This is a genomic window from Limnohabitans sp. Rim8, assembly GCF_945869175.1.
In the GTDB taxonomy this organism is placed as follows: Bacteria; Pseudomonadota; Gammaproteobacteria; order Burkholderiales; family Burkholderiaceae_C; genus Limnohabitans_A.
Window position 1 is genome coordinate 1 of sequence record NZ_CAMBNZ010000080.1, and the last position, 13489, is coordinate 13489.

Genomic DNA, 13489 nt, shown 5'->3' on the forward strand with positions numbered 1-13489 from the left:
CACGTTGGCAGGTGCTGCAGGCAAACGCGTCACATCGGTTGTATGGAAAAAACCGGGGTGCAAAAGGGGCATCGGCTGATTCGTAGCGGGTGCCCTCCGGATGAAATTCTTCAAATGTCGGCTCGGCAGCGGCGCAGCCGTAAAGGTCAGCTGCATCACGCAGGCTGCCCACTTTCACCATTTGCCGCATGGACCACCGGTCTTCGGTGACGCTTTCCCATCCGGCGCAAACGCCCACGGTGCAGGTGCACGCCAGAGGTGTGATGGCTTCACCCAAGGCGCGCAAGGCCTGGGCATCCAAAATCGGGGAATCCATGCTCATGGTGCGGGACTTCAAACCGGCTGGTCACCCGCCAAGGTGATGCGGTGCATCACCCGTCGAAAACCGTGGTAGTCGTTGACCGGGTTGTGTTGGGTGCAGCGGTTGTCCCACACCGCCAGTGAATGGGTCTGCCAGACAAAGCGGCAAGTGAACTCGGGTTTGACCTGGTGCTGAAACAAAAAATTCAGGATCGGGGTGCTTTCCGCTTCTGACATCCCCACAATGCCCGAGGTGTGGGCCACATTCACGTACAGGGCTTTGCGACCTGTTTCGGGGTGCGTGCGCACCAGCGGATGGTGCGCGATGTACTCTTTCGGCGCGCTGTCCTTGCCATCGCTTTTGATGCGGTCTTCGCGGGTTTTGGACACATCGGCTTTGGCAGAACTGCTGATGCCCACCAAACCTTGCAACAGGGATTTCATGGTGTCAGAAAGCGATTCCCAGGCCATGTATTGGTTGGCAAACAGGGTGTCACCGCCATATGGTGGCACCTCTTTGGCCAACAGCATGGAGCCCATGGGCGGCTGCTCAAGGTACGTGGTGTCTGAGTGCCAAATGCCACCAAAGTTGACATGTTCATGTTCGAGCTTTTTCACCTCGATGACACAAGGAAAACCGTCCAAGCCTTTGACGAAGGGGTATTCGACCGGATGACCCAAGGTATGGGCAAAGCGCATGAACTGCTCTGGCGAGAGGTCTTGGTCACGGAAGAAAATGACCTGGTGTTGCAACAAAGCGCTGCGGATGCTGTGCTGCACATCGGCGTTGAGGGGCTGGGTCAAATCGACCCCGTTCAGCTCGGCGCCCAAGGCACCTGCAATTTGACGGATCATCATGGTTTTCATTGTGTCACAGGCCTTGGGTAAACCCCTAGCCACTTTGCAGCCACTTTGTCGACCAAGAGACAAGCATGGGCATGCCTTCGTGCCATCCTAACCCATTGATTTTTGGAGCTGACATGTTGAACCGTCGATTGAAGTTTATCGCCTTGGCTTTTGGCTTGTGCCTGGCCCCAAGCGCCGCCATGGCGCAAGAGTTTTTGTCCAAACCGGTGCGCATTGTGGTGCCGCAAACGCCGGGCGGTGCCTCCGATGCCTTGGCCCGCATCGTGGGCCAAAAGTTGAGCGAGAAATGGGGCCAATCGGTGGTCATTGAAAACCGCGCAGGCGCGGGTGGCAACGTGGGCATGGAGCATGTGTCGCAAGCTGCTGCCGATGGTCACACCTTGCTGATGAGCTATGCAGGCTCCCACGCCATCAACGCGGCCTTGTACAAAAAATTGCCCTTTGACCCTGAAAAGGATTTTGAGCCGGTGGCCACGTTGGCCACCCTGCCCTTTGTGCTGGTGGTGCGCCCGGACTCTCCCGTGAAAAGCATCAAGGATCTGGTGGAGCAAGGACAGCGCACACCTTTGACTTTTGGCTCGGCTGGCAACGGTTCGGTGAACCATTTGCTGGGCGTGATGTTCAATGCGGCGGCCAACACCAAGCTCGAACACATTCCTTACCGTGGCGCGGCACCGGCCATGCAGGACCTGATGGGTGGCCAGATCAACATGGTGTTCACCAGCTTGCCATCGGTCTCCGGGGCCATCAAAAGCGCCACGCTCCGCCCGGTCGCGGTCACCAGTGCGGTGCGCTCGGGCAACTTCCCCAACATCCCCAGCATTGCCGAGTCGGGATTCAAAGAATTTGATGTCTCTCCTTGGTTCGGTCTGTTTGCCCCAGCCAAAACTCCGGCGGCAGTGATCCGGCGCATCAACCAGGATGTGCAAGACGTGCTGAAAAACAAGGATGTGATCGAGCGCTTCAATGCCCAAGGTGCAGATGTGCTGATCACCCAGCCTGCCGAATTCAGCAGCATCCTGAAAAAAGACCTGGCCAAATGGGCTGTGGTGGTCAAGGCCTCTGGCGCGCAGATTGACTGACCCCCAACAAACAAAGACCCGATATGACACTGCACTCTATTTCTCGTCGCTCTGCCGTGGCATTGGCCCTGTGCCTGAGCACCGGCGCTTTCGCTCAAAACTGGCCTGACAAACCGATCCGCATCGTGGTGGGTTTTGCCCCCGGAGGGTTCACCGATGTTCTGGCCAGAACAATCGGTCAAAAACTGCAAGACCGTCTGGGCCAGCCGGTGGTGGTGGACAACAAGGCGGGCGCAGCCGGCACAGTGGGTGCGGACATCGTGGCCAAGGCCAAACCCGATGGCTACACGCTGCTGCTGGGCCACAGCAATTCCAACTCAGTGGCTCCTGCGCTTTATCCCAAGCTGCCTTATGACGTGGTGAAAGATTTCACGCCGATCATCCGGGTCGCTTCGACGCCTTTGCTGCTGACGGTGAACCCTGCTGTGCCCGCCAACGACGTCAAATCTTTTGTGGCGCTGGCCAAACAAAAACCCATGGGCCTGAGCTTCGCGTCTTCGGGCAGTGGCAGCGCACAACACCTGGCCGCAGCCCGTTTCATGCTGGCCACACAGACCCAGATGAACCACATTCCCTACAAAGGCAGTGGCCAAGCGATTGTCGATTTGCTTTCAGGTCAGGTGAACCTGAACTTTGAAAGTCCGCCCAATGTCATGCCGCATTACCAGGCCGGCAAGCTGCGCGTGCTGGCCATCACCAGCGACAAACGCTCCCCTCTGATGCCCAATGTGCCCACCATGGCTGAAGCCGGCGTGGCCAATGCCGAAATGCTGCAGTGGTTTGCAGTGCTGGGACCGGCCAAAATGCCTGCCGACATCACGCGGCGACTGAACACCGAAATTGCCGCCATTTTGAAGTTGCCCGATGTGGCCGAAAAAATCGCCTCGCAGGGCGGTGAAATCATCGGTGGCACACCCGAGTCGTTTGCCGCCTTCATTCCGGATGACAGTGCATCCTGGGCCAAACTGGTCAGGGAAGCCAACGTTCGCATGGACTGATTTGTGCAGCACGCCATTCCCAAAACCACCGACCTGTGCGATGCCTGCGATGACGCGCTGGCCTGCGCTTTGCTGTTTCAAAGTTATGGCTTGCGCCGGGCCTTCACCGGGCCCATTCGCACCCTGCGGTGCCACGAAGACATTGGCCTGATGCGCGACACAGTGAGCCAACCAGGCCTCGGTCAGGTGCTGGTCATCGACGGTGGCGGATCGATGGCGCGGGCCTTGTTTGGCGATGTGATGGCCGAGTTGGCCTCACGCAACGGCTGGGCAGGTCTGGTCATTCATGGCGTGGTGCGCGATGCCGACGAACTCGATGTCATCGACATCGGTGTGAAAGCTTTGGGCACGGTGCCCAAACGTGGCAGCCGCAGCGGTGCTGGTGAGCGGGATGTACCGCTGCACTTTGGCGGCGTGACCTTCATCCCCGGCGACCATTTGGTGGCCGATGCCGATGGTGTGATCATGCTCCCCAGGGGCTTGAAGGCGCTTGACATTGCGGTAGCGGATGTGGTGGCGGCCACAGCCGCCTATGCCGCAGGCACAACGCTGCCGACCTGACCCGCATGGCTGGACGGACCCTGTACCAACGCATCGTGGATGCACACACGGTGCGGCCCTTGGGCGAGAGTGGTCAGGTTCTGCTGTACGTCGACCGGCAGGTGCTCAACGAATACACCAGCCCGCAAGCATTTGCCGCCTTGCATGCGCAAAATCGCCAAGTTTGGCGGCCCGCGTCCACCCTGGCTGTGATTGACCACGTGAACGCCACCACGCCCATACGCAACGCGCGCACCATGGTGCTGCACGATGCCGATCGAGCCCGTCAAGTCAGCACGCTGGCTGATCACTGTGCACGGCACGGCATTGAACTGTTTGACATGCTGGACGCACGCCAAGGCATTGAGCATGTGGTGGCCAGCGAACAAGGCTGGGTGCTGCCCGGCATGGTGATGGCTGCAGGCGACAGCCACACCACCACCCACGGCGCCATGGGTGCCTTGGGGTTTGGCATTGGCAGCAGTGAGATCGAGCACCTGCTGGCCACCCAAACCCTGATGTACAGACCGCAAAAGAACCTGCGCGTGACGGTGAACGGCCTGCTGCAACCTGGCATGACCGCCAAAGACTTGGTGCTGAGTCTGATTGCACTCATCGGGGCCGATGGGGCTGCGGGCCATGTGATCGAATTCACCGGTGAGGCGATTCGCGCCATGGGTGTGGAAGGTCGCCTGACGCTGTGCAACATGGGCGTGGAAGCGGCTGCACGCGGGGCCATCGTGGCCCCGGACGACACCTTGTTCGAGTATCTGCACGGCCGCCCGCGTGTGCCGCAAGGCGCTCAGTGGGATGCTGCCGTGGCGCACTGGCGTCAAATGCGCAGCGAAGACGATGCCCTGTTTGACCGCGAGGTCAGCTTGGACGCCTGCCAGATCACGCCGCGCGTGACCTGGGGCACCAGCCCCGACCAGGGGGTCCCCATTGACGGCGTGGTCCCTGACCCTGCGCACGAAACCGATAGCCAAAAACGACAGGGCATGCAGCGCGCTCTGGCCTACATGGATCTCAAACCCGGGCAAGGCCTGCAAGGCTTGCCCATCAGCCATGCCTTCATTGGCTCCTGCACCAACAGCCGCATCGATGATTTGCGCGATGCGGCGCGCCTGTTGAAAGGCCGGCACGTGGCCCAGGGGGTCAGAGCCCTGGTGGTGCCAGGTTCATCCTGGGTGCGCGCACAAGCCGAAGCCGAAGGCATTGCCCGCATTTTTCAAGAGGCTGGGTTTGAGTGGCGGCAGGCGGGTTGCTCGATGTGCGTGGCCATGAACGAAGACCACCTCAATCCCGGGGACCGCTGTGCGTCCAGCACCAATCGCAATTTTGAAAGCCGACAAGGTCCGGGCGCGCGCACCCACCTGATGAGCCCAGCCATGGTGGCGGCTGCAGCCGTGACCGGCATGTTGACCGATGTGCGTGCCTTGAGCGCCTGTTGAAGACGATGCGATGAATTTTGCAACTCAAGCCGTCAACATCATTTTGGGCACCGCGGCCGCACTGCCCTTGCCGAATGTGGACACCGACCAGATCATGCCCAAGCAATTCCTCAAGGGAATTGATCGGCAAGGCCTGTCCAAGGGCTTTTTGCACGACATGCGTTTTGACAACTCTGGACAAATGCGCCCCGATTTTGTGTTGAACCAGGCGCCATGGCGTGATGCGGTGTTTTTGATCACGGGCCCCAACTTTGGTTGCGGTTCGAGCCGCGAACACGCGGTCTGGGGCCTGCGCGAGATGGGCATCCGGTGCGTTCTGGGCTCCAGCTTTGGGGGCATTTTCAGCGACAACTGCATGCGCAATGGCGTGCCTGCACTGGTGCTGCCGGCAGCGCAGATCGATCGCTTGATGGCCTTGGCCCAGAACCCGGACAACTGCACCATGACACTGGATTTGCCCAGACAAACCTTGCACTCACCGGGCGATGGCCAGACACTGCACTTTGAGATGGACCCGTTGCACCAAGAGATGTTGGTGCGCGGCCTGGATGCCGTGGGCATGAGCCTGATGCATGCACAAGACATCCGTGATTTTGAAGCCCAGTATGTGGCCACCCACCCTTGGTTGATGCCACCCTCCAACCCATAGAAAAGCCATGGTTCACTATTTTGACGAAACCCGCGTGCAGGAATTGTTGAGCGTTCCCGACCTGCTGCAAGGCGTGCGCGAAGCCTTGGTGGCGCTGACGCTGGGCCAGGTGGTGCAACCCCTGCGCATGGTCATGGCCATTGGCGATGCCGCGGCCGATGGTTTGCTGTTTTTGAAGCCCGCGCAACTGGGTGATGCCCTGAGCACCAAACTCATCACTTTGGTGCCGGGCAATGCCCAAAAGGGCTTGCCCACCTTGCTGAGCACCATCGTGCTGATGGACCCGGCCACAGGCCAGACCTTGGCCGTCATGGAGGGCAACACCATCACCGCCATGCGCACGGCGGCCGCCTCTGCCGTCGCCGCAGACGCGCTGGTGCCGCACACGCCGCAGGTGGTGGCCATGCTGGGCAGCGGCGTGCTGGCCCGCAGCCATGCACTGATGCTGCGGGCCGTGCGCGAGGTCTCCGAGATCCGCGTGTGGAGCCCCACGGCGGTCAACGCCCAGCAGTGCGCACAAGACATTGCCGGGGTGGCCTGTGCCAACGCCGAAGAAGCGGTGCGCGGGGCCGACATCGTGTGCACCGTGACCAACGCCAGTGAACCGGTACTGCTGGGCGCTTGGCTCAAGCCCGGTGCCTTTGTGGCGGCGGTGGGAGCACCCCGCCCCAGCTGGCGCGAGCTGGACGACGCAGCCATGGCGCATTGGGTGGTGGCCGACCAGCGCGAAGCGGCCGAAAAAGAATCGGGGGATGTGATGCTCTCGGGCGCACGGGTCGCGGCCGAAATTGGCGAAATTTTGTGTGGCCGCACAGCACCACCGCCTGCGGGCACGACCATCATTTTCAAATCGCTGGGCCAAGCGGTAGAAGACACCGTGGCAGCACGCTTGGTGTACCGCGCAGCTTTGGCCGAAGGCACTCGCCCATGAGCCACGCCGATGTGGTGATCGTGGGCAGTGGTGTGATGGGCGCCGCCACGGCTTATTGGTTGACCCGCTTGCAGCCAGGCCTGCGTGTCACGCTGGTCGAGTCGGACACGCGGTACGAAAAAGCCTCTTCATCGCTGTCGGCCAGCTCCATCCGCCAGCAGTTCACCTGCCCGGTCAACATCCGCCTGAGCCAGTTTGGCATCACGTTTTTGCGCGAGGCCGAGCCATACCTGGGCCTGCCCGACCACCCGGTGGCGCTGGGCTTACAGGAGCCCGGCTATTTGTACCTGGCTCAGCCCGAGCAAGCCGCAGAACTGCAAAATGCCCATCACATCCAAAAACAAGCCGGGGCTGATGTGGCCTTGCTGGGCCCCAAGGCTCTGCGCCAGCGCTACCCCTGGCTGAACGTGGACGATGTGGCCTTGGGCAGTCTGGGTTTGAGCGGCGAAGGTTGGTTCGATGGCCCGGCGCTGCACCAGGCCTTCTTGAAAAAAGCCATGGCGCAAGGCGTGCAGCGTCTGCACGACCGGGTGGTGGGTCTGGACCATGCAAACTCGCAAGTCAGCGCTGTGCGGCTGGCCAGTGGCGGCTCTTTGGGCTGCGCACAAGTGGTCAATGCGGCGGGCGCCTGGGCTGGCGAGGTGGCTGCCATGGTCGGGGTGCAACTGCCCATCGAAGCAGCGCGACGCACCGTGTTTGTGCTGTCCTGCCCAGAGCCGCTGCCGCATTGCCCCTTGCTGATCGACCCAAGCGGTTGGTGGCTGCGACCCGAGGGCCGTTTTTTGATCAGCGGTGCAGAGCCTTTGCAAACCGCACCTGGCCTGCCGCTGGAGCCCGACTGGGCCGAATGGAGCGACGCGCAATGGGCGTCGCTGGCGCACCGCATCCCGGCGCTGTCCGCGCTGCGGGTGGAGCGGGCCTGGGCGGGATATTACGAGATGAACACCTTCGATCACAACGCCGTGATCGGCCCACACCCGGATTGGCGCAACTTGTATTTCATCAACGGGTTTTCGGGCCACGGCATGCAACATGCCCCAGGAGCCGGTTTGGCACTGGCGGAATGGATGCTTCATGGCGAGTCCAAAACCATTGCCGTGGATGACTTGGGCTTTGAGCGCCTGGTGCAAAACCGCCCACTGCGCGAACTTCAGGTGATTGGCTAGTCCTGCACGTCTTCGCGGGCTTCGATTTGCAGGCGCTGGACCACTGCGCCCTGGGTGCCCGCCACAGCGCGAATACGCAGGGCCGGCCCGGCTTCAAGCACCATGCGGCAGTGGTAGTCCAGCCCATCGGTCTGACCCGGGCAACTGCTGGCGATGCGACGGTGCCATTGCTGCTTGCCGTCGATCTCCAGCGTCAATTCGTGCCAAGCCTCGGCATTGTCCTCGGGCACACGCACCCACAAGCTGACATCGATGTCAAAAGTGCGAGCGCGCTTGAGTGCGCCTGGAATGTGGAGCACCGCCACCGCATCGCCCACCTCCGTGCGCCACAACTCGGGTTTTGCCATGGCGGTCATGAACCTCAGGCTTTGAGCAAGGTGTGGAGTTCACCGCTGTCCATCAAGCGGCGCAGGTCATCTGCCCCGCCGACCAAGGTGCCACGCACAAAGACCATCGGAAAGGTGGGCCAGCCAGTCCACATTTTCAAGGCATTGCGCAAGCGCCACATTGAAAAATAACTGCCAAATTCAATGTATTCGTGTGCCACGCCAGCTGCTGCAAGCGCCTTGCGGGCCTTCCCCACAAAAGGATTACCCGATAAGCCCACCACCACCACGGGGTGTTGGGCAATGGCTTTTTGCACCTGCTGGATCACGGGCAAGTGGTGCTCGGCAATGCGCTGGCGGATGGCCGGGTGGATGGCCGATTCGGCAAGAAGGGGTCGGGTCATGGAGGTCCTGGGTGGATCAAAAAATGTGCCAAGGTCTCAGACATGCAGGGCTTTCGCACCGTCGTGCATGAGTTGCGCAATGTTGGCCGACCCCAGCAGCTGCATGGGGCTGTCGTTCGCCAAGTCGATGGCAGCCTGGCTGAAGACGCCCAGACTCATGCAGGTGCACGAAAAGGCATCGCGGCTTTCACGCTCTGCCAGCAATTCCCGCAGATGTTCGGCGCCCACGGTGGCCGCTTTCCAGCGTTTGGCGCTGACCAGGGTGATGCGGCCATTTTTCTCAATTTGAAAATCGGCCGGGCCACCGGCCAGGCGGGTCACCACAAAACCCTGCTGTCGCAGCGCTTCTTCCACCAACACCGAAAAGTCACGCCAGCCCATGCCCCGGGCTTGCTCGACCAGTTCTTGGATTTGGTTGGCAGAGATGGCGTTTCTTTGCCGCCAAGCCGCCATGACACCGATCACAAAAAATGGAAACGCGCCCAGCATGCCGACTGTTTTATAAGCGTCAGGCAGCAAAGCCCCGGCCACCAAGGCCACGGCCAACATCACCAAAAAGCTCACCCACCAAGGGGCACGCAGCAAAGTCGCAAACAGCGACTTCTCGGACATTTTGAATTTCATGGGGATTCAGAAGAAGAAATGAGCCACCGTCGACACTGCAAAAAAAAATTCCTTTTTGGGTGCGAGTGGCCAGAGTTTAGTTGAGCCCAGCTCAGGCCTTGCAGAAAATCGGGCATGACCCCATGCTAAAGTGAAAATCTCTGTTTCAGTGAGGACCCCAGCCATGTCGCATACACCCAACGACCCCAACGATTCCGCCGTGCACGGTCACCCCCCTACCGACTGGAAGCACGATGGTGTGCGCGTGGTACCCGGTGACCAGTTGGATGGCAATGTGCCCTCCACACCGGGCATGGACCGCAAAGCGGCCATCAACTTTGCACGGGTGGGTGCTCAAAAACTGTGGGCAGGCACGGTGCACATCCACCCCAATGCCAAAACCGGCGCGCACCACCACGGGCCATTGGAAAGCGTCATCTATGTGGTCAAGGGCCGCGCCCGCATGCGTTGGGGCAATGCACTCGAATTCACGGCAGAAGCCGGGCCGGGTGATTTCATTTATGTGCCGCCGTTCGTGCCGCATCAAGAGATCAATGCCAGCGCAGACGAGACCTTGGAGTGCGTCTTGTGCCGCAGCGACGGCCAGGCCGTGGCGGTCAACATGGACATTGAACCGGCTGAAAAACCAGAAACGGTTCTCTGGATTGACCCCACACACCCACAAGGCGGCGTTTGAAGAAGCGTTTCACAGGCGGTGTTCAAGGCTTGCATGAAAAAAACCGAACCGCGCTCTGAAATTTCGAGCGCCTTGTCCGAGGCCGACGTGTCGAGCATCATCGGCATGGCTTGGTCTGACGACACCCCATTTGAAGCCATTGCCTTGCAGTTCGGTTTGGGTGAAAACGAGGTCATCGCCTTGATGCGGGGCCAACTGAAAACACGCTCGTTCAGGGTTTGGCGCATGCGCGTACGGGGTCGGTCGGCCAAGCATGGCGGCAAGCGAGAAGCAGAGCAAGCTTTGCGCCTGCAGACCCGGGCAGCCGTCGGGGCGGCAGAGGCCGTAGACAGCGGCGAACCCGAATTTCCAGTGCGCACCACGCACCTGAAACGTGATGCCTTGAATTGAACGGTCAGGGAATTCCCTTATCTTCTTCCATTCATTTTCGTATACGATTGTCTTTTCGTATACGAATTGAATAGATCGCATGCTCCCTTGGCTTGCCCAAACGCCGACTGAACAAGCACACGACTCGCACACCACTTCTTTGGCGAAGCGGGTGCGCGACGATGTGCTGGCGGGCATTCTCAATGGCAGTTTGACGCCCGGTCAACGCATCAACGAGCCCGATGTGGCGGCGCGGCTGAATGTGTCTCGGGTGCCCGTGCGTGAGGCCTTGCGAGAACTTGAAAGCTCTGGCGTGGTGATTTCGCGCAAGCACTCCGGTGTATTTGTTCGCCAATTGGGCCGCGTCGAAGTGCGCGATTTGTACCAACTGCGGGCTTTGCTCGATGGCTTTGCCGGACGTGCTGCAGCACAGTTGCTCCCCATAGAGCGCGCCCGTTTGATCAAATCATTGGTGAGCGCCACCCACGGCATGCAAGAGGCCCTGAAAGGTGCCGACACCAACCGCTATTACTCAGAAAACCTGAATTTTCACTGGGCCATCGTCGAGGCTGCAGGCAACGGGCAGATGGCCGAAATTTACCGGGGTATTGTGCAAAAACTCCACATCTCGCGCCTCAAAAACCTCTCTGCCAACAGCGGCAGAAAAGCATCGATTGCCGAGCACCAAAGCATTGTTCGGGCCCTGCGAGAAGGCGACTTCATGCAGACCGAGTTGCTGATGATCCGTCACGTCAACGACGCCCTTGTCCGACTGGAAGACACCTCTCAACTGGAGAATTCACCATGAAACGCCGCCAACTGCTGCAAGCCGCATCGGCCATAGGCCTGCTGCCCAATTTCGGCCATGCCCAAGCCGCTTACCCCAACAAACCGATCCGCTACATCGTGCCCGTGGTGGCCGGGGGTGGCAGCGACATGGTGGGTCGAACCTTGACCGAGCGTTGGGGTGCTTTGCTCAAACAATCTTTCATTGTGGACAACCAAGCCGGCGGCGGCGGCGTCATCGCTTGCCAAGCTGCTGCGCGAGCAGCTCCCGATGGCTACACCCTGCTGCAAGGCTATGTGGCCACCCACGGCACCAGCCCAGCCACGCGCAAAGTGCCCTATGACCCGGTCAAAGACCACACGCCAATTGGCATGATCGGCGCCACACCCAATGTGCTGGTGGTCAACGCTTCGCTGCCCGTGCGCAACATCAAAGAATTTGTGGAGTACGTCAAAGCCAATCCCGGGCGCCTCAGCTATGGCTCGGCGGGCCAAGGCTCCTTGACGCACTTGACCATGGAGTTGTTCAAACAACAGATCAACTCCTTCATGGTCCATATCCCCTACCGAGGCGTCGCGCTGGCCTTCACCGACCTGATAGGTGGACAGACCCAAGCCATGTTTCCCGGTTTGGCCGCCGCCGTGCCCCACATGAAGTCAGGGCGCGTGCGTGCACTGGCGGTCACGGGCCCCAAGCGTCATTCGCAATACAAAGACATTCCCACCTTGGAGGAATCCGGCTTCACAGGTTTTGATGCCCAGCAGTGGTACGGGGTGGTGGGCCCTGCAGGCATGCCTGCGCCCATCGTCAAGCACCTGAACGACACCTTGTCCACCGTGCTCAAAAGCCCTGACTTGCGCGAAAAACTCTCGATCGAGGCCATCGAACCCATCACCATGACGCCCGACGAATTTGGCGCCTTCATCAAAGCTGAAATCGTCCGATGGACCGCCATCGCCAAAGCTCGCAACATCCAACTCGATAACTGAACACCATGGCTCGCAATACCCAAGTCACCGCTGACCACAACGCTCCTGCAGTGACTCAAATTCTGGCCAAATTCGTGGCCACGCACCCCTCCAAAGGTTGGAGCGACGAGGTCGATCTCGAGGCACACCGCACTTTTATGAACTGGCTGGGCTGCGCGGTGGGTGCCACTGGCCACGAAGCGACCGATGCAGTCTTGGCGGCCGTGCAAGTGCTGCAACCCGCAGCGCAAGCCAGCGTGCTGGGCCGCAGCACGAAAGTGGACATGGCCAGCGCCGCCTTGATCAACGGCATCACCTCGCACACATTTGACTTTGACGACACCCACCTGAAAACCATCATCCACCCGGCGGGTCCTGTGGCCTCGGCGATTTTGGCTTTGGCCGAACACCAGCAGTGCAGTGGCCGAGAAGTGATCGATGCACTGGTCATTGGCATCGACGTGGCTTGCCGCGTGGGCAATGCCATGTACCCGGACCACTACGACCGTGGCTGGCACATCACTGGCTCTACCGGCACTTTGGGCGCCGCTGCCGCCTGCGCACGCTTGCTCAAACTCAACGAGCAACAAACCGCCATGGCCTTGGGCATTGCCGCCTCGCAGCCCATTGGCATGCGCGAGCAGTTCGGCACCATGACCAAACCCTTCCACCCCGGCGCCGCCGCGCGTGCAGGCCTGATGTCTGCACTCTTGGCCCAGCAAGGTTTCACAGCCAGTCCCAAAGCGCTGGAAGCGCCTCGCGGCATGATGCAGACGGTGTCCATCAAAAACGACTGGAGCGAGATCACGCACGAACTGGGCGAGCGCTTTGAAATTTCGTTCAACAGCTACAAGCCCTTCGCCTGCGGCATCGTGATTCACCCCAGCATCGACGCCTGCGCCCAATTGCGTGCGAAAGGCGTGCGCCCCGAACAAGTGCAACGCATTGATTTGCGCGTGCACTCACTGGTGCTCGAGCTGACCGGCAAAAAAGAACCCGTCGATGGCCTGCAAGCCAAGTTCAGCGTCTACCACGGCTGTGCTGCCGGCTTGACCTTTGGATTTGCCGCTGAAGAAGAATTCTCTGACCACATCGTGGCCCGCGACGACATGGTGGCTTTGCGCCGCAAAGTGGTGGCGATGGTGGACGACTCGATCGACGAAGCCAGCGCCGACGTGACCGCCACCTTGACCGACGGTAGCACCGTGCATGTGTTTGTAAAGCACGCCATAGGCTCGCTGCAAAACCCCATGACCCAAGCGCTGCTGGAAGACAAATTCCACGGACTGAGCGATCCTGTTTTGGGTCAAGCCAAAACCACCGCGCTGATCAAGGCCTGCTGGGCCGTGGG

General features: G+C 60.3%; 17 protein-coding genes. 12 read left to right on the forward strand and 5 right to left on the reverse strand.

All coding sequences use genetic code 11. The features are described from left to right. Together Q0O19_RS11460 and Q0O19_RS11465 are read right to left on the reverse strand one after the other, a co-directional pair. A partial coding sequence (locus Q0O19_RS11460; RefSeq protein WP_295523092.1) for a hypothetical protein occupies positions 1–322 on the reverse strand: 322 nt, incomplete at its 3' end. An 11-nt stretch (positions 323–333) separates the two neighbouring features. Next, the gene (locus Q0O19_RS11465; protein WP_295523094.1) at positions 334–1158 is read right to left on the reverse strand and encodes a TauD/TfdA family dioxygenase; all 825 of its coding nucleotides are present in this window, start codon (positions 1156–1158) and stop codon (positions 334–336) included. Positions 1159–1280: 122 nt separating this feature from the next. On the opposite strand from Q0O19_RS11465, the gene Q0O19_RS11470 reads away from it, so the two are divergent. From Q0O19_RS11470 to Q0O19_RS11500, 7 genes are read left to right on the forward strand one after another with little or no spacing between them, the layout of a single operon-like run. After that, a complete protein-coding gene (locus Q0O19_RS11470) occupies positions 1281–2249 on the forward strand; it encodes a tripartite tricarboxylate transporter substrate binding protein (RefSeq protein ID WP_295523096.1) in 969 nt (322 codons plus the stop codon). 23 nt (positions 2250–2272) lie between these two features. Beyond that, positions 2273–3247 carry a tripartite tricarboxylate transporter substrate binding protein gene (locus Q0O19_RS11475; RefSeq protein ID WP_295523097.1) on the forward strand — a complete coding sequence of 325 codons (975 nt, stop codon included), beginning with the start codon at positions 2273–2275 and terminating at the stop codon, positions 3245–3247. A gap of 3 nt (positions 3248–3250) precedes the next feature. Beyond that, positions 3251–3808, forward strand: coding sequence for a ribonuclease E activity regulator RraA (gene rraA / locus Q0O19_RS11480; protein WP_295523099.1), 558 nt, complete (start codon positions 3251–3253; stop codon positions 3806–3808). Between the two features lie 5 nt (positions 3809–3813). Then, positions 3814–5238: a 3-isopropylmalate dehydratase large subunit gene (leuC, locus tag Q0O19_RS11485; RefSeq protein WP_295523101.1), complete on the forward strand. Its 1425-nt coding sequence runs from the start codon at positions 3814–3816 to the stop codon at positions 5236–5238. A 10-nt stretch (positions 5239–5248) separates the two neighbouring features. Beyond that, on the forward strand, positions 5249–5887 hold the full coding sequence (leuD, locus tag Q0O19_RS11490; protein ID WP_295523103.1) for a 3-isopropylmalate dehydratase small subunit: 639 nt from the start codon (positions 5249–5251) through the stop codon (positions 5885–5887). A gap of 7 nt (positions 5888–5894) precedes the next feature. Next, a complete protein-coding gene (locus Q0O19_RS11495; RefSeq protein WP_295523105.1) occupies positions 5895–6818 on the forward strand; it encodes an ornithine cyclodeaminase family protein in 924 nt (307 codons plus the stop codon). Beyond that, a complete protein-coding gene (locus tag Q0O19_RS11500; protein WP_295523107.1) occupies positions 6815–7984 on the forward strand; it encodes an FAD-binding oxidoreductase in 1170 nt (389 codons plus the stop codon). The genes Q0O19_RS11495 and Q0O19_RS11500 overlap by 4 nt, the downstream gene beginning before the upstream one ends. On the opposite strand, the gene Q0O19_RS11505 is transcribed toward Q0O19_RS11500, so the two are convergent. From Q0O19_RS11505 to Q0O19_RS11515, 3 genes are read right to left on the reverse strand one after another with little or no spacing between them, the layout of a single operon-like run. Beyond that, positions 7981–8340: a hypothetical protein gene (locus Q0O19_RS11505; protein ID WP_295523109.1), complete on the reverse strand. Its 360-nt coding sequence runs from the start codon at positions 8338–8340 to the stop codon at positions 7981–7983. The genes Q0O19_RS11500 and Q0O19_RS11505 overlap by 4 nt on opposite strands. 5 nt (positions 8341–8345) lie before the next feature. Next, on the reverse strand, positions 8346–8714 hold the full coding sequence (locus Q0O19_RS11510; RefSeq protein WP_295523111.1) for a glutaredoxin domain-containing protein: 369 nt from the start codon (positions 8712–8714) through the stop codon (positions 8346–8348). A 36-nt stretch (positions 8715–8750) separates the two neighbouring features. Then, positions 8751–9338, reverse strand: coding sequence for a restriction endonuclease (locus tag Q0O19_RS11515; protein ID WP_295523113.1), 588 nt, complete (start codon positions 9336–9338; stop codon positions 8751–8753). 163 nt (positions 9339–9501) lie between these two features. Here Q0O19_RS11515 and Q0O19_RS11520 point away from each other — a divergent pair, with 163 nt between their 5' ends. The 5 genes from Q0O19_RS11520 to Q0O19_RS11540 form a co-directional block, all read left to right on the forward strand. Next, complete coding sequence (locus Q0O19_RS11520; RefSeq protein ID WP_295523115.1) at positions 9502–10014, forward strand: cupin domain-containing protein; 513 nt, start codon at positions 9502–9504, stop codon at positions 10012–10014. A gap of 33 nt (positions 10015–10047) precedes the next feature. After that, the gene (locus tag Q0O19_RS11525; protein ID WP_295523117.1) at positions 10048–10404 is read left to right on the forward strand and encodes a TIGR03643 family protein; all 357 of its coding nucleotides are present in this window, start codon (positions 10048–10050) and stop codon (positions 10402–10404) included. Positions 10405–10483: 79 nt separating this feature from the next. Beyond that, positions 10484–11191, forward strand: coding sequence for a GntR family transcriptional regulator (locus tag Q0O19_RS11530; RefSeq protein WP_295523119.1), 708 nt, complete (start codon positions 10484–10486; stop codon positions 11189–11191). Then, positions 11188–12159 (forward strand): tripartite tricarboxylate transporter substrate binding protein, encoded by a 972-nt coding sequence (locus Q0O19_RS11535; RefSeq protein ID WP_295523121.1) that lies wholly within the window; start codon positions 11188–11190, stop codon positions 12157–12159. Before Q0O19_RS11530 ends, Q0O19_RS11535 begins: the two co-directional genes overlap by 4 nt. Positions 12160–12164: 5 nt before the next feature. Then, a partial coding sequence (locus Q0O19_RS11540) for an MmgE/PrpD family protein (protein WP_295523123.1) occupies positions 12165–13489 on the forward strand: 1325 nt, incomplete at its 3' end.